The sequence below is a fragment of the Halomicrobium sp. HArcht3-1 genome (genome assembly GCF_058933345.1).
Map to the genome: position 1 here is coordinate 156,067 of NZ_JBZYDM010000003.1, position 14,262 is coordinate 170,328.

The window sequence follows — 14,262 nt, forward strand, 5'->3', positions numbered from 1 at the left end:
GGGGCAGTTTAACTATGTGTGGTGGAGTGGTCACAGGCAGACATGCTCTCCGACCCGGTCGCCTGGTACAAACGACAGATCCGTCGCTCGCTGGCGCTCGTGGGCGTCGACGAATCGATCGAACGGAAAATCCTCGCCGCCGTCGCGATCCAGTTCGGTGTCTCCCTGACTCTCGCCGCCGTCTCCCTGACCCTGACAGGAGTCGCACAGCTGGCGCTGACGGTCGCGCTGCTTCTGGGTGCCATCGTCGTCTTCGCCAACACGGTCTTCATCACGCGAGAAGACTTCGTCGAGCCGATTACGATGCTCGCCGACCGGGCCGACCGGATCGCGGACGGTGAGGTCGATGTCACGATCCCCCCAGCAGACCAGCCAGACGAGATCGGAGCACTCGTCGCGTCGTTCGACGACATGCACGGCTACTTCGACACGGTGTCGCGACAGGCCGACGCGCTCGCAGCCCACGACTTCGACGCCGATGCGCTCGACGAGGAGGTCCCCGGGACCGTCGGTGAGTCACTCGACCGCATGGCGAGCAGTCTCGAAACCTACACCGACGAACTCCAGCAGATGACGACGCGGCTCGAAGCGCGGTCCCAGCACCTGCAGGAACTCGTCGAGACGTTCGGTGCCGCCGCCGAACAGGCGCAGGACGGCGATCTGACCGCGACGATCGACGAGGACGCGGTCGCGGGCGACGCGCTCGACAGCGACGACGATCTGTTCGAACGCGTCGTCACGAACTACAACGACCTGATCCAGACGCTGGCCGGGACGGTCGGCGACGTCACGACCTTCGCCGACTCGGTCGCGACGGCCAGCGACCGAGTCGACGGGGCGATGACGGAGATCGATACGGCGAGCGACGAAATCGCGCAGTCGGTACAGGAAATTTCGACCGGCGCGAACAGGCAGACCGAGCGACACGAGGACGTCGCCCACGAGATGAGCACCCTCTCTGCGACCGTCGAGGAGATCGCTGCGACCGCCGACGACGCCGCCCACACAGCACGTGAAGCGGCCGAACGTGGGCGTAACGGTCGGGACGACGCGACGGCGGCGCTCGCGGAACTCGACGATCTCGAATCCCAGATCGACCAGATCGCCACCGCAGTCGAGGGACTCGGCGACCGGATCGAGGCCGTCGAGGAGATCGTCGACATGATCACCGATATCGCAGAGCAGACGAACATGCTGGCGCTGAACGCCTCCATCGAGGCGGCGCGGGCGGACGGCGTCGGTGACGGGTTCGCCGTGGTCGCCGACGAGGTCAAAGCACTCGCCGAGGAGACCCACGACTCCGCGGAGGACATCTCCGATCTGATCGAGACGGTCCGCGCAGAGACCGACGAGACCGTCAACGCAGTCCGGGAGATGGACGCCCAGTTCACCGAATCGACCGACACCATCGCCGCGGCACTCCGGGACTTCGAGGACCTCGTGACCGTCGTCGACGAGGTCGACGACTCGATGCAAGAAATCTCGAATGCGACGGGCGAGCAAGCCGAGACGACCCAGCAAGTCGTGGAGATGGTCGACGACCTGACCGCGATCAGCGAACAGACTCGCGACGAGGCAGAACGCGTCGCGGCCGCCGCCCAGCAACAGAGTTCGTCGATCGACGATGTCGCGACCGACGTGAAAGAACTGGATCGCCAGACCCGCGCACTCAGCGAGATGCTCGAAACCTTCGAGGTCGAGCACCACCGGCCCGAGACGGTCGCCGACGAAACCGTCGCGGTTGCCGACGGCGGGTCTCGGGACTAACGCTGCGAGTCCGTGATGTGAGGCCAGGTCCACGTGCGAGTCGACACCGCCGGCCCGTCCTGTCGGTCCCGTTCTCGTCCGTTGAATTTGAGGACAAAGGCTTATCAACCGGTTTGGCTTTCGTGCGAGCATGAGCGAGTACCGAGAGATGTTCGGTCAGGGCGGTCTCAATCAGCAGGTCGACGTGACTGCACTCCTCGACGAGATCGGCCTCGACGAAGCGGCCATCGACTGGCGCAAAGAGTACATCGACTTCGACGAGGCGGACGCGGAACGGCTGGCTGCGCTCCGTGACCTCTTCGAAGCCAACGCCGAGGAGATCGGTGACCGATTCTACGACAATCTTCTCCAGTACGACGAGACGGTCGAAGTGATCGAACGGTCGCCAAAGGCAGTCGATGCCCTCAAGCAAACGCAGCAGGCCTATCTGGTGACGCTGGCCGACGGGGAGTACGATCAGGACTACTTCCGTGAGCGGGCACGCATCGGCAAGCTTCACGATATGCTCGACATGCCGATGCACCAGTACATCGGCCAGTACGGCGTCTACTACGACCTCCTCCTTCCGTTGCTGACCGACCGACTGGAGGAACGGATCGCCGACCGACTCTCCAGTGAACTCTCCGGCGAGCAGTCAGCAGCCCCGAGTACCGACGGTGTCGAACGGATCGTCTCGGAGGAACTCGACGAGTATCAGGCCGACCTCTCCTCTGTGTTGCGGATCATCAACCTCGATATGCAGGTGGTCGCCGACACTTACATTCATTCGTACAGTCAGCGCCTCTCCGCGGCGGTCGATCGACACGAGCGACTGGCCGAAGAGGTCGAGGAGGATCTCGAACGGCCGATGGACGAACTGCGCCGATCTGCCGAGAACGTCGCGGAAAGTTCCCAGCAGATCTCTAGCCTGACAGACGAGCAATCGGAGCGCATCCAGACGATCACGTCGGAAGTGTCCAGCCTCAGTGCGACCGTCGAGGAGGTCGCAGCCAGTGCTACGCAGGTCGAGGACAACACCGAGACGGCCAAATCCTTGGCCGACGAGGGCCAGACGGTCGCAGATCAGGCGCGTGACGCGATGGACGAAGTAGGTGGGGCAGTCGACGAGGTGGCCGACGACGTCGACGACCTGCAGGACCGCGTGGGAGAGATCGACGAAGTCGTCGAAGTGATCAACGACATCGCCGAACAGACGAACATCCTCGCGCTCAACGCCTCCATCGAGGCCGCTCGCGCCGGCGAGGCCGGTTCCGGCTTCGCAGTCGTCGCAGACGAAGTGAAAGCGCTCGCCGGCGAATCTCAGGAGCAAGCACAGGAGATCGAAGCGCTGGTCGCCGATATTCAGAACGACACCGACGACACCGTCGAGAGCCTCGAAGCGACGACAGACCAGATCGAGCGTGGCGTCGAGCGCGTCGAGGAAGCGACGACGCTGCTCGACGAGATCGCAGCAGCCGTGACGGAGACGGTCAGCGGCATCAGAGAGGTCGCCGCTGCGACCGACGATCAGGCGACGAGCACCGAGGCCGTCGCGAGCATGCTCGACGAACTGGTGGCACAGGCAGAGACCGTCGCCGCGGAGGCCGAACAGATCGCCGCTGCGAACGAACAACAGGCGGCGACAGTCGAGGACATCTCACAGACGATCGATCGGCTCTCGACCTGATTCAGACGGATCAGGCCAGTTCTGCGGTGACGATCTCACAATCGAGTTCGTCCCGCAGGAACCGCTCGATGTCAGTGTCGTCGGTCAGGCGCTGGATCATCGAGCGCCAGCGACTGGCCTGTTTTTTCCCGATCACGACGATGTCGGCGTCGAGACCGACGATCTCTTCGAGGATCGTCTCCTCGACCAGCAAGCCCGACGTGACGGCGTACCGCGTCCGGGGTAATCGACCGTATTCGGACTCGACAGCGTCCCGAAGTTCGGCACGGGTGATCCGGTGGCTGTTCTGATAGAGGTTGACGTGAAGGACCGTCAGGTCGGCGTCGTGTTCGTCTGCTGTATGGATCGCCGTCTCCAGCGTCGCCTTCGAGTGCTCCGTCAGCGGGTACCTGACTGGAACCACGACGAGGGTCATTTCGCTAGCGTTGTCGTGTCTCCGGTACAAGCGTTGTGCTCTCGACCGGGGTCTGCCGGTATCGATCACGGACGTGCCTCGTCCGGCGAGGACAACGGCTATGGGAATCGCGGTGTCACGTCAGTGTATGGAACGACGTGATGGTCCCGAGAGTCGGGCGTTGTTCGTGAACCACGAGGAAGCAGAGATCGGCTCGAAAGGGCCGTTTTACGTGGTTTACTCTGACGAAGCGGCGACGACGCGCTGGGGATACTTCTGTTCGAACTGCGAGACGTTCGACAACGCAATGGACGCGATGGGTCGCGTACAGTGTAACGAGTGCAGCAACGTTCGCAAGCCCGACGAGTGGGACGCGGCACACGAGTAGGACTGCCGAGACGGATATCGTCGTCGGCAATCGCCGATTCGTCCAACACCGGAACGAGCAGCTCTGTACAGTCGCTTCCCACGAGCGACGGCACTGCTGATTCTAGTCACCGATCCATAATGTGCAAATGCTTAAGGAGTGTGGCGTGGTATCGACTGTCAGATGGGGGCCGTTACCACATCCCTGGCCGAGCATGCCTCGTCGATTTTCGCAGACCTCGGGTACTCAGTGTCGCGTACAGGCAGTGAACTCCGCGCCGAACGCAAGTGGCGGGTCGTCCACGTCACGTGTTCGGAACCGTCCTCGATTCCGACAGACGGACAGCATCGCTGTTTCGTCACACCGAGCGGCGACGCGAGCACCACGTATCGTCGTGTGGCGATGGCCGATCCGGAGTACGATTGGGCAGTGATCGGTGTCGACGACGACGGCGACTACGACGTGTATCGGCCGTCGTCCTGACGGTCGCGTCGTCGCATCCATCGGTCGTATCCGTTGCTCAGAGCTGGATTTCGATACCGTGAGCAGTGATAGCACCTGCGCGAGACACTTATCACCGTTCGCACCGAACGACGGACATGTTCGTCGGTCACGGAGTCTTGGCGTTCGCGCTCGTCGGAGCCGTCGCGACACGGCTCGGTGTCGACCGACCGCGAGCGCTCCGATTGGCGCTGATCGCGGCGCTGTTTGCGACACTGCCCGACGTGGACATCCTCTATGGGCCGTTCGGCCTGCTCGGTGGCGTCTCGGGCGTACTCGACGCCGCAGGTGCGTTCTGGTCGACCGGGAACGTCGTACACCGCGGCCCGACACACTCGCTGGTGTTCGGTTCGCTCACTGCGGTCGCGGCCACACTGTGGCACACCCGCTCTCGCGGCCCGGCGGTGCTTGCTGTCGCGGTACTCGCCGGTCTCGTCGGGGTCGCCGGGGCGGTCGGTGGTTCCGTCGCCGCTGCCGTCGTGCTCGTGTTCGCCGTGGGTGCGCTCGTGATCTCTCGTCTGGCCGATCGGTTCGGCCTCTCGTCACCGGCAGTGCTCGCGACGGCGCTGTTAGGACTCCTGAGCCACCCGTTCGGGGACCTCGTCACCGGTGAGCCGCCGATGTTGCTCTCCCCGTTCGACGTGACGGTCGTCGCCGAGCGAGTCACGCTCGCCGGCGATCCGACCTTACACTTGCTGGGGGCCTTCGCGATCGAACTGACGATCCTCTGGCTGGGACTGGCCGTCTACACGCGGCTCACCGAGCGGACGGTACGACGCCAGATCAGCCCCACGGCTGGCGTCGGTGTCGCCTATGCCGGCGCTGCGCTGGTGTTGCCGGCCCCGACGCTCGACACGTCGTATCATTTCGTCTTTACCGTCCTCGCGGTCGGCGGTGTCGGCGTGACCCAGCGTGAACTACTGGCGCGAGAACTGCGCGCCGTCGACTGGCTGCGTGCTGTCACGACCGGGCTGGCAGCCATCACGCTCGCGGCGGCCGCGTTCGCCGTCGTCTACATTGCCGTGTAACGCCGCTCGGACGACACTGTTTCAACAGCGGGACCCGTGGCCCAGAACATGAGTAGCGATCTGGGACGGCTGCTCCGACACCGACGATCGAACGCGGTCTTTTCGTGGATGCTGATCGCGCTCCTCGTCGTCGCTGTCGGAACGAGTATCTGGCGGGATCTGCTGTGGTGGGCGGCCTTCGCACTGACGGTGATCGTCCTTGCACTGTTGCCGCCGCTGGTGCTTCGGAACTGGCAAGCAACGTTACCGTGGGAAGTGACCGGGCTGGCTGCCCTACCAGTCCTCGGTCGTTCGTTCGCGACGGTCCCGGTGACCGGGCAAGTCGCGACCTACCTCTCTGTGGCGGCCATCGCACTCGTCGTCGCCGTCGAACTCCACCTCTTTACCGACGTGCGAATGACCGACGGATTCGCGATTGGATTCGTCGTCGTCACGACGGTCGCGACGGCCGGCATCTGGGCCGTCGTACGTTGGTCGGCCGATATCCTCCTCGGGACGACGTTGCTCCTCGTCGAGGGAGTCCCCGAAGCGGAGATCGAGCACGCACTGATGGTCGAGTTCGTGGCCTCGACGGTCGCCGGTGTCGGAGGGGGTCTCGTCTTCGCGTACTACGTCCGCCGGCAGATCAGTCCCGCCGACCGACTGCCTCTGGAGGTGCTCGAATGAGAGTCCGCGACCTGATCGGTATCGACCGGACTGCCCAGCGCCGACTCACGCGACTCATGGAACTCTCGCTTGTCGGCATGCTGTTCATCGGTCTCGAACGAGGGTCGATCGGGATCATCGTCAACACCGGCGTCGCGCTGGTAGTCGCACAGCTGCCGGCCGTGCTCGAACGTGACTACGGGCTTCCCCTCGACACCGGGCTGACGCTGTGGATCACCGGCGCGGTGTGGCTCCACGCGCTGGGCACGGTCGGCCTTCCGGGTGCGGAATTGAGCTTCTACAAGTCGATCCCGTGGTGGGACCACGTCACCCACACCCTCTCGTCGTCTATCGTCGCCGCAGTGGGCTACACGACCGTCCGCGCGCTGGATCGCCACTCCGATGGCATCCACATCCCGCCGCGATTCATGTTCGTCTTTATCCTCCTGTTCGTCGTCGCCTTCGGCGTGTTCTGGGAGGTCATCGAGTTCGCACTCAGCGAAGTCGCGGCGATGCTTGGCACTGAGACCGTTCTCACACAGTACGGACTCGGCGACACGATGCTCGACCTCGTGTTCGACACGATCGGTGCCGTCGTCGTCGCCGTCTGGGGGACCGCTCACCTCACGAACGTCGTCGGCGCGTTCACCGATTGGCTCGAAACCCGCACGGCGTAGTGCTGTCGTATCCTGACTAATCCACAACCCTCAAGTCGGTACCACACCCGCCACCTGTTAGATCAGACCCTCGATTCACTGTCCTCACGAGCCATGTACTACGATCTTCGCGTCGACGTGCAGTCGACATTATACTTCACTGGCAGCGTCCTCAGATACATTTCCGTGCCACTCGCGGTCCCGGTCGTCGTCGCGCTCCTGTACGGAGAGTCCCCGCTGCCCTTCCTCGTCGGGATCGCCGTCACGCTCGGCGTCGGCTCGCTCCTGGAGTTCGTCACCGAGGAGGACGAACTGGGCCACCGCGAGGGGTTCTTGCTGGTCGCGTTGACGTGGCTGCTCGTCCCCGTCCTCGGGACCGTCCCCTACCTCGTTGCCGGGCAGGGACAGCTCGGCGAGCCGGTGAACGCGCTGTTCGAGTCGATGTCGGGCTTTACCACGACCGGCGCGACGATCATGGGACAGATCGACGTAGGGGTCCACGGCCACGCGATGATGCTGTGGCGACAGCTCACCCAGTGGCTCGGCGGCATGGGGATCGTCGTCCTGATGGTCGCAATCTTGCCCGAACTCTCCGTCGGTGGCGCACAGCTGGTCCGCGAGGAAGCGCCGGGGATCGACATCGACAAGCTGACGCCGCGAATCCGCGGGACTGCAGCGGCGCTGTGGAAGATCTACGCCGTCTTCACGCTGCTCGCGGCGGCGGTGTACTACGTACTGGGCGTGGCCGGATTCGCGCCCGAGATGACGCTGTATCACGCTGTGGCCCACGCATTGACGACGATGCCGACGGGCGGGTTCTCGCCGATGGCCCGCAGCGCAGAGGCGTTTTCCCCCGCGATCCAGTGGGCGATGATGGTGTTCATGCTCGTGGCCGGGACCAACTTCGCGCTGTTCTGGTACGCGGTCAAAGGGGAACCGAAGCGACTCTTCGGCAACGCCGAGTTCCGCTGGTACCTGCTGGCGACGCTGGTGGTCGGTGGCTTTCTCGCCGCGCTCCTGTTCGTGGGCACCGGACTCGCGCGCGTCCCGGCCGAGGTCCTGACCATCCCCGGGTCGCTCGAACGGTCGCTTCGGCAGGCACTGTTTCAGGCCATCGCCATCGTGACCACGACGGGCTACGCCAGCATGGACTTCAACACGTGGAGCGACCTCGCCAAGATCACGCTCCTGTTCGCGATGTTCCTCGGTGGCTCGGCCGGCTCTGCCGCCGGGTCGATCAAGATCATCCGCTGGTACGTCGTCTCGAAGTCGATGGGCCGGGAACTGTTCACCACGATCCACCCCGAAGCGATTCGCCCCATCAGGATCGGCAAGCGCGCCGCCGAGGAGGAAACGATTCGTGGCATCTTCGTGTTCGTGCTCGTCTTCCTCGCCATCTTCGTCGTCTCGACGATCCTGCTCTACCTCGATGCCGTCCGCGTCGGCGTCGAGATGTCGGCACTCGAAGCGGCCAGTATGACCATCGCGACGCTTGGCAACGTCGGACCGGGCTTCGGTCCCGTCGGCCCGATGAACAGCTACGATCCATTCTCGTCGCTCTCGAAACTGTACATGGTCTTCTTGATGTGGATCGGCCGCCTCGAAATCCTCTCCGTGCTGGTCGTCCTGACGCCGTCGTACTGGCGGAGCTAACCGACTGCCGGCGGCCGGAGTTTTATCAACGGTGCGTGTGAACGTAGCGCATGGTCTTCAAGAAGATCACACTGATCGGCACCAGTTCCGAGAGCTTCGACGACGCAGTCGACGACGCCGTCGGGCGCGCCGAGGAGACGCTCGACAATCTCAAATGGGCCGAAGTGCAGGAGATGGGCGTCGAAATCGCGAGCGTCGAGGGACGAGAGTATCAGGCGGAGGTCGAGGTCGCCTTCGAACTCGAAGGCTGATACGACTGCGTTCGGGTCACGATCCCGGACGATCTGTGTGGCTGTGCCACACCAATTCTGGGTTCGCTTCACGCACCGTACCAGCCGAGGTTCGGCGACCACATGAGCCGACACTCGCCACACCGGGAGACCGACCGCCCGGCGTCGGTCTCGTCACGATCCGGCCGCAGGGTCGTGCCACAGCGCGGACACGGGCCGACGATGGACTCTCGGGACTGCTCGTCGGTGACTGCGTCGGTGTCGGTCGAGCGCGGGAACTGCTGTTCTGTCATGGTAGGTAGACGAACAGAGAAGGCTCCCCTACGTAAAATTCACTAACAGCACTCCCGAGAAATATATACCGTCAGGTGCGGAACGACTCGCCACAGCCACACTCGCTCTCGACGTTAGGATTGCGGACGTGGAACCCCTCGCCCTGCAGGCCACCCTCGAAGTCGAGCACGGAGCCGTCGATATACTGCAGGCTCGATTGATCGATGAACACCCGCAGCCCGTGGTGTTCGAACACCTCGTCGTCCGATTCCGGTTCGTACTCGAAGCGCATCCCGTAAGAGAGTCCTGCACAGCCACCTTGCTGGACGAACAGCCGAAGCCCGGACTCGTCGATGTCCATCTCTTCGCCCTCCATCAGATCGATCGCTTCCGCTGCCGCGTCCTCTGTGACATCGATGCCCGAACCCCCGGGGTCTTGCTCGACGGTACTGCTCATACACGTACTGTCGCCCGGGATCGTGTTAACCCTGACGCCGATTTCGTCGAACAGTGACGGCTCGTGCCAGCGGCCCTCCTGTGCGAAGCTCCCGCCAGCGAGTGTCTCGACAGCGAAAAGACGACAGTCGGCCGTCTCAGTCCTCGTCGAGTCGCTTGCGGACGCTCTCGGCGTGGGCTTCGAGTCCTTCGGCTTCGGCCAGCGTCGTGATCGTCTCGCCGATGTCGCCGAGTGACTCCGCGGAGAGACGCTGGACCGTCGTCGAGCGGAGGAACGAATCGACCGAGAGACCGCCGGTGACGCGGGCGTGACCGCCCGTGGGCAGGACGTGGTTCGGCCCGCTGGCGTAGTCGCCGGCGGCGACCGGGCTGTACGGACCGAGGAACGCCGAGCCGGCAGAGGGGATGCGATCGAGGATCGCCTCGTCGTCGTCGGCGACGATCGAGAGGTGTTCTGCGGCGTACTCCTCGGCGAACAGGACGGCCTCGCTCATCGACCGGGCGAGGAAGACCCCAGAGGCGTCGTTGTCGAGTGCCCCGCGGATCACGTCCTCGCGCTCGCGCTCCGCTGCCTGCTCCGCGACGGCGTCGGTGATCGATTCGGCGAGATCCTCGTCGTCGGTGACGGCGACGACCGAAGCGTTCTCGTCGTGTTCGGCCTGTGCGACGAGGTCTGCGGCGACCAGTTCCGGGTCGGCAGTGTCGTCGGCGACGACCATGATCTCGGATGGGCCAGCGAGGAAGTCGATCGCCACGTCGCCCCGGACGATGGCCTTCGCAGCGGTCACCCAGCGGTTACCCGGGCCGACGACCTTGTCGACGGCGTCGACTGATTCAGTGCCGTAGGCCAGCGCGGCGATGGCCTGTGCGCCCCCGACCTGATACACCACGTCGGCACCGGCGATGTGGATCGCGGCGAGCGTGACGGGGTTGATCTGGTCGGCCGGCGGTGTCGCGACCGCGACGTGCTCGACGCCGGCGACCTTTGCGGGGACGACGCCCATCAGCGCGCTCGACGGGTAGGCGGCGGTCCCGCCGGGCACGTACACCCCTGCGCTCTCGATGGGACGATAGCGCTGCCCCAGTTCGCGGCCGTCGAAGTCCTCGCGCCAGTCGTCGGGCACCTGCGCTTCGTGGAAGGCCCGGACGTTCCCGGCGGCGTCCTCGATTGCTGATCGTGTCTCGTCGTCGATCTCGTCGGCCGCACGCTCGGCGGCGTCAGTGATATCGACGTTCCCGACAGTCACGCCGTCGAACTCCTCGGCGAACTCCCGGACAGCCACGTCACCCTCCTCGCGGACGCGGTCGACGATCTCGCTCACGTCGTCTCGGACTGCCTCGACACCGGCGTCGCGCTGGAAGATGGCCCGGCGCTCGTCCGGTCCAAGGTCCCCGACACGTCGTACGTTCATACGCCTCCATTGGCGTGCTCGGAAAAACGGTTTGTCATCCGGGCCGGCCGATCACACGATCAGGGGTACACGCGCACCGAGAGGTGCAGGGTCGAGACGGTGAGTGCTGCGACCATCACGAACGCCGCCAGCACGAGACTCAGCGGACTTAGCCCGCCCCACGTCAGGATCAGCCACGCGGTCGTGACGGCGCTGACGACGACGAGTGCGTAGACGACGGCCCAGACACCGAGCGAGCGGGGCAGGTCGGCGAGCACGTCGACGAGTCCAGTCGAGTCCGGGTTCGTCCGCTGGCCCGGCCTGTAGTAGGCAGTCGCGGTCCCGGAGACTCCTGTCGAGGACCCCTGTCTGGACCGCTCTGCGGTCGCCGCTGGACTCGTGGCCTGCCCGGTGGTCGTCGTGTGGTTCCTCGTCCGGGTTTCGGTGCCCGTCGCGGAGCGTCCACCGTCGGTGGCACTCACTCGACCGGTCCCGGACCGCCCCGTTCGGTGCGCGTCGGACGCTTCGCTCGTCGTGGGTACCGTCCAGCCCGGACAGTCGTCACACTGCCGGAGGTACGCGGCGTGGCCGAGTCGGTCGTAGCGCCTGCGCTCGGCGTCGTCAGTGAGGACGGTTCGGGCAGTGTTCAGGCGTTTGAACACCGCTGTCGCGTCGGGGCTGTCACTGACATCCGGATGCTCCGACTTCGCTCGCTCGCGATAGGCACGGACGATCGTCTGCTCGTCGGCGTCTCGGGCGACCCCGAGCACGCCGTAGAACGTTGCTTCCATTCACACCCAACGGGACGTAACTGTTCGTTTCTCCGTAATAAATCGATCGCTGGTGTCGGCGCTCGATACGTGCCGGCTAGTCGTCGGCCCCGATCGGGAGGCCGTGGCGCTGTGCGGCGGATTCGAGAATCTCCGTGGCGCGTTCCTCGCTGACATCGTCGAGGAGACAGTCGATGAAGCCGTCGAGCAACGTCGGTCGGATTCGCAGGTCGACGAACTCGACGCGACCGCCCGCGACGACGACGTCGACGTCCCACTCGCCGGCATCGGGTTCGGTCATTCGAACGTCGGTCCAGTCGTCCGTGCTCTCTGTCGGTTCGGTGAACACGTCGTCAGGCATACACACACCAGAGGGGCGCGGACTGTATAACCTCTCTGGCGACACTGAGCGACGACGCCCGCGGGGACGGCCTCGGACCTGCCACAGCGTCGGCGCTACTCGTAGGTGTGCGTGTAGCCGCCGTCGAACAGGAGATCGCCGCCGTTGAGGTGTTTCGCGTGCGTCGAGAACCCAAAGACGAACAGGTTCGCCACGTCGGCCGGCGTCATCATCTCCTTGGTTCGGGCCTGTCCCAGCATCACGTCCTCGACCACTGCCTGCGTCGAGATTCCGCGTTCGGCGGCCGTATCCTCGATCTGATCGACCATCAGCGGCGTGAGCACGTAGCCGACACTGACCGAGAAGCTACGCAGCGACCCGTCGCCTTCGGCCGCGATCGCTCTGGTCAGGCCCGTGAGACCGTGTTTCGCGACGATGTAGGCTGGCTTGTCCCGCGTCGCGTAGTGGCCGTGGACCGAGGACATGTTCGCGATCGCGCCGACGCCGTCGTCGGTCGCCCGGATGTGTGGGATCGCAGCCTGTGCCATCTTGAACGGCGCGCGGACCATCACGTCGGTGAGCAGGTCGTACTTCGCCATCGGGAACTCGGCGATGCTGGCGATGTGTTGCATCCCGGCGATGTTCGCGACGAATCGCACGTCGCCCTTTTCGGCGGCCGCCGCGACCACCGCTTCGACCGCTGTGTCGTCGGTCAGGTCCGTCTCGACGCCCTCGAAGGTTCCCGGCAGGTCCATCCCGCCGGCGATCGACGCCGTTTCGTCCAGCCCATCTTCGTCGATGTCGGCCCCCACGACGGTCAGGCCGTTCGCGACGAGTGCAACGGCCGTCGCACGTCCGATGCCGGAGCCCGCACCGGTGACGATCCCGACGTTGTCGGTCGAAAAGTACGGATCAGAGAGGACGAGCAAGTCCTCACGCTTGATCTCGGGGGCGGTCAGGTCGAACTCGGAGTCGGCCATCGTATTTCACTCAGTCGACAGCACGGACGGCACCACAGTAATCCTTGGCACGAATCGGGCCGGACGGTCGTCCCCACTGGGGACACGTACGAAGAGCCGTCGGGGCCGGATCACGTCCGCGATGGTCGACGACGCCGAGAGCAGCGCGCCGACGAGCGCGAGTGTGCGTCACTTCGTCGTGACGACCGAGACCATCGAACAGGTCTACCGGGGACGCTCGGATAAGTCGTTCGCGCTCGCCCGCACTGTCGGAGCCATCGACAATCAATGCACATCCCACCGCACGACAGCAGTGCGATGGGTGTATCAATTGGTACGAGAGCGATCGAACCGCCATACCACGCCGAAAAAACGGGCGTGATCCGTTCAGCCCTGCACTTCGATCTGCTTGCCGGTCACCGTCGCGCCCGTCTCGACCGGCAATCGCACTTCGAGGATGCCGTTGTGGTACTCGGCGGTGATCTCCTCCTCCTCGACGTCTTTCGGGAACCGGAACCGCCGGTGATAGGTCCGGCGCTGACCGCGATCGTCGTCCTCGTGTTCACCGGCGATGTTGAGGACGCCGGCGTCCCACGACACGTCGATCTCCGCAGGATCGAAGCCCGGCATCTCGACGCTCAGTACGAACTCCTCGTCTTCCTCGTACAGTTCGTAGTCGGTACCACCGGTTTCGAACAGTCGACTCGGGAAGTCGAGGCTCTGTATCCAGGAACTGGTCGGACCTGTCGAGAGTGCCATCGCTGGTCACCTCGATACAGTCGAAAATATGTCGGCGGTTCGTAATAAATGTCACGTCAGACAACTATATTGCCGATTCCTGACCTGCTCCGACGGGGGTCACGAGACACAACCGCGATAAGTGGGCAGACCGTACGCGCGAACGCATGCCCACGACACTCTCCGTCGAAGGAATGTCCTGTGAGCACTGTGAGGAAACCGTCGAAAACGCGCTTCGCGACGTGAGTGGTGTCACCGACGCCACGGCGGACAGTGACGAGGCGTCCGCACACGTCGAGGGCGACGCAGACGTGGCGGCACTCGTCACTGCCGTCGAAGACGCCGGCTACTCGGCCGGCACGTAACGGGTCGACCGACGACCGTCTCGTCCTGTCGGCTGTCCATCTGTGAACGATTTCGCCACCTCG

General features: G+C 64.5%; 18 protein-coding genes. 10 read left to right on the forward strand and 8 right to left on the reverse strand.

Translation table 11 applies throughout. The features are described from left to right. The first annotated feature begins 42 nt into the window (after nt 1-42). Nucleotides 43-1,767 (forward strand): methyl-accepting chemotaxis protein, encoded by a 1,725-nt coding sequence (locus AC5FRW_RS06090; RefSeq protein WP_493567543.1) that lies wholly within the window; start codon nt 43-45, stop codon nt 1,765-1,767. Nucleotides 1,768-1,897: 130 nt separating this feature from the next. Then, entirely contained in the window at nt 1,898-3,433 is a 1,536-nt protein-coding gene (locus AC5FRW_RS06095) for a globin-coupled sensor protein (protein WP_493567544.1), read from the forward strand. A 10-nt stretch (nt 3,434-3,443) separates the two neighbouring features. Here AC5FRW_RS06095 and AC5FRW_RS06100 read toward each other — a convergent pair whose 3' ends face one another. Further along, complete coding sequence (locus tag AC5FRW_RS06100; protein WP_493567545.1) at nt 3,444-3,848, reverse strand: universal stress protein; 405 nt, start codon at nt 3,846-3,848, stop codon at nt 3,444-3,446. Nucleotides 3,849-3,975: 127 nt separating this feature from the next. On the opposite strand from AC5FRW_RS06100, the gene AC5FRW_RS06105 reads away from it, so the two are divergent. From AC5FRW_RS06105 to AC5FRW_RS06135, 7 genes are all read left to right on the forward strand, one after another. Next, nucleotides 3,976-4,215 (forward strand): DUF5816 domain-containing protein, encoded by a 240-nt coding sequence (locus tag AC5FRW_RS06105; RefSeq protein WP_493567546.1) that lies wholly within the window; start codon nt 3,976-3,978, stop codon nt 4,213-4,215. Nucleotides 4,216-4,377: 162 nt separating this feature from the next. Next, nucleotides 4,378-4,677 carry a DUF7116 family protein gene (locus tag AC5FRW_RS06110; RefSeq protein ID WP_493567547.1) on the forward strand — a complete coding sequence of 100 codons (300 nt, stop codon included), beginning with the start codon at nt 4,378-4,380 and terminating at the stop codon, nt 4,675-4,677. A gap of 116 nt (nt 4,678-4,793) precedes the next feature. After that, a complete protein-coding gene (locus AC5FRW_RS06115; RefSeq protein ID WP_493567548.1) occupies nt 4,794-5,723 on the forward strand; it encodes a metal-dependent hydrolase in 930 nt (309 codons plus the stop codon). 48 nt (nt 5,724-5,771) lie between these two features. Then, nucleotides 5,772-6,389 (forward strand): hypothetical protein, encoded by a 618-nt coding sequence (locus AC5FRW_RS06120; RefSeq protein ID WP_493567549.1) that lies wholly within the window; start codon nt 5,772-5,774, stop codon nt 6,387-6,389. Then, on the forward strand, nt 6,386-7,045 hold the full coding sequence (locus AC5FRW_RS06125) for a DUF2238 domain-containing protein (protein ID WP_493567550.1): 660 nt from the start codon (nt 6,386-6,388) through the stop codon (nt 7,043-7,045). The genes AC5FRW_RS06120 and AC5FRW_RS06125 overlap by 4 nt, the downstream gene beginning before the upstream one ends. Nucleotides 7,046-7,138: 93 nt before the next feature. After that, entirely contained in the window at nt 7,139-8,677 is a 1,539-nt protein-coding gene (locus AC5FRW_RS06130; protein ID WP_493567551.1) for a TrkH family potassium uptake protein, read from the forward strand. Between the two features lie 50 nt (nt 8,678-8,727). After that, a complete protein-coding gene (locus AC5FRW_RS06135) occupies nt 8,728-8,928 on the forward strand; it encodes a dodecin (protein WP_493567552.1) in 201 nt (66 codons plus the stop codon). Nucleotides 8,929-8,996: 68 nt separating this feature from the next. Here AC5FRW_RS06135 and AC5FRW_RS06140 read toward each other — a convergent pair whose 3' ends face one another. From AC5FRW_RS06140 to AC5FRW_RS06170, 7 genes are all read right to left on the reverse strand, one after another. After that, nucleotides 8,997-9,200, reverse strand: a complete 204-nt coding sequence (locus tag AC5FRW_RS06140; RefSeq protein WP_493567553.1) for a hypothetical protein — start codon at nt 9,198-9,200, stop codon at nt 8,997-8,999. A 71-nt stretch (nt 9,201-9,271) separates the two neighbouring features. Next, nucleotides 9,272-9,637, reverse strand: a complete 366-nt coding sequence (locus AC5FRW_RS06145; protein WP_493567554.1) for a HesB/IscA family protein — start codon at nt 9,635-9,637, stop codon at nt 9,272-9,274. 136 nt (nt 9,638-9,773) lie between these two features. Beyond that, a complete protein-coding gene (hisD, locus tag AC5FRW_RS06150) occupies nt 9,774-11,048 on the reverse strand; it encodes a histidinol dehydrogenase (protein WP_493567555.1) in 1,275 nt (424 codons plus the stop codon). A 59-nt stretch (nt 11,049-11,107) separates the two neighbouring features. Continuing rightward, nucleotides 11,108-11,818, reverse strand: coding sequence for a J domain-containing protein (locus AC5FRW_RS06155; protein WP_493567556.1), 711 nt, complete (start codon nt 11,816-11,818; stop codon nt 11,108-11,110). A 76-nt stretch (nt 11,819-11,894) separates the two neighbouring features. Beyond that, entirely contained in the window at nt 11,895-12,158 is a 264-nt protein-coding gene (locus tag AC5FRW_RS06160; protein ID WP_493567557.1) for a hypothetical protein, read from the reverse strand. Between the two features lie 95 nt (nt 12,159-12,253). Further along, nucleotides 12,254-13,117 carry an SDR family oxidoreductase gene (locus tag AC5FRW_RS06165; RefSeq protein ID WP_493567558.1) on the reverse strand — a complete coding sequence of 288 codons (864 nt, stop codon included), beginning with the start codon at nt 13,115-13,117 and terminating at the stop codon, nt 12,254-12,256. Between the two features lie 366 nt (nt 13,118-13,483). After that, on the reverse strand, nt 13,484-13,855 hold the full coding sequence (locus tag AC5FRW_RS06170) for an Hsp20/alpha crystallin family protein (protein WP_493567559.1): 372 nt from the start codon (nt 13,853-13,855) through the stop codon (nt 13,484-13,486). 146 nt (nt 13,856-14,001) lie between these two features. Here AC5FRW_RS06170 and AC5FRW_RS06175 point away from each other — a divergent pair, with 146 nt between their 5' ends. Then, a complete protein-coding gene (locus AC5FRW_RS06175) occupies nt 14,002-14,199 on the forward strand; it encodes a heavy-metal-associated domain-containing protein (RefSeq protein ID WP_493567560.1) in 198 nt (65 codons plus the stop codon). Nucleotides 14,200-14,262 lie beyond the last annotated feature (63 nt).

What these genes read in the sequence shown, in the direction of transcription:
- AC5FRW_RS06130 (WP_493567551.1), top strand. Translation starts at nt 7,139, where the DNA reads ATGTACTACGATCTTCGCGTCGACGTGCAGTCGACATTATACTTCACT.
- AC5FRW_RS06090 (WP_493567543.1), top strand. Translation starts at nt 43, where the DNA reads ATGCTCTCCGACCCGGTCGCCTGGTACAAACGACAGATCCGTCGCTCG.
- AC5FRW_RS06135 (WP_493567552.1), top strand. Translation starts at nt 8,728, where the DNA reads ATGGTCTTCAAGAAGATCACACTGATCGGCACCAGTTCCGAGAGCTTC.
- AC5FRW_RS06110 (WP_493567547.1), top strand. Translation starts at nt 4,378, where the DNA reads ATGGGGGCCGTTACCACATCCCTGGCCGAGCATGCCTCGTCGATTTTC.
- AC5FRW_RS06165 (WP_493567558.1), bottom strand. Translation starts at nt 13,117, where the DNA reads ATGGCCGACTCCGAGTTCGACCTGACCGCCCCCGAGATCAAGCGTGAG.
- AC5FRW_RS06140 (WP_493567553.1), bottom strand. Translation starts at nt 9,200, where the DNA reads ATGACAGAACAGCAGTTCCCGCGCTCGACCGACACCGACGCAGTCACC.
- AC5FRW_RS06175 (WP_493567560.1), top strand. Translation starts at nt 14,002, where the DNA reads ATGCCCACGACACTCTCCGTCGAAGGAATGTCCTGTGAGCACTGTGAG.
- AC5FRW_RS06105 (WP_493567546.1), top strand. Translation starts at nt 3,976, where the DNA reads ATGGAACGACGTGATGGTCCCGAGAGTCGGGCGTTGTTCGTGAACCAC.
- AC5FRW_RS06120 (WP_493567549.1), top strand. Translation starts at nt 5,772, where the DNA reads ATGAGTAGCGATCTGGGACGGCTGCTCCGACACCGACGATCGAACGCG.
- AC5FRW_RS06115 (WP_493567548.1), top strand. Translation starts at nt 4,794, where the DNA reads ATGTTCGTCGGTCACGGAGTCTTGGCGTTCGCGCTCGTCGGAGCCGTC.
- AC5FRW_RS06145 (WP_493567554.1), bottom strand. Translation starts at nt 9,637, where the DNA reads ATGAGCAGTACCGTCGAGCAAGACCCCGGGGGTTCGGGCATCGATGTC.
- AC5FRW_RS06160 (WP_493567557.1), bottom strand. Translation starts at nt 12,158, where the DNA reads ATGCCTGACGACGTGTTCACCGAACCGACAGAGAGCACGGACGACTGG.
- AC5FRW_RS06095 (WP_493567544.1), top strand. Translation starts at nt 1,898, where the DNA reads ATGAGCGAGTACCGAGAGATGTTCGGTCAGGGCGGTCTCAATCAGCAG.
- AC5FRW_RS06125 (WP_493567550.1), top strand. Translation starts at nt 6,386, where the DNA reads ATGAGAGTCCGCGACCTGATCGGTATCGACCGGACTGCCCAGCGCCGA.
- AC5FRW_RS06155 (WP_493567556.1), bottom strand. Translation starts at nt 11,818, where the DNA reads ATGGAAGCAACGTTCTACGGCGTGCTCGGGGTCGCCCGAGACGCCGAC.
- AC5FRW_RS06170 (WP_493567559.1), bottom strand. Translation starts at nt 13,855, where the DNA reads ATGGCACTCTCGACAGGTCCGACCAGTTCCTGGATACAGAGCCTCGAC.
- hisD (WP_493567555.1), bottom strand. Translation starts at nt 11,048, where the DNA reads ATGAACGTACGACGTGTCGGGGACCTTGGACCGGACGAGCGCCGGGCC.
- AC5FRW_RS06100 (WP_493567545.1), bottom strand. Translation starts at nt 3,848, where the DNA reads ATGACCCTCGTCGTGGTTCCAGTCAGGTACCCGCTGACGGAGCACTCG.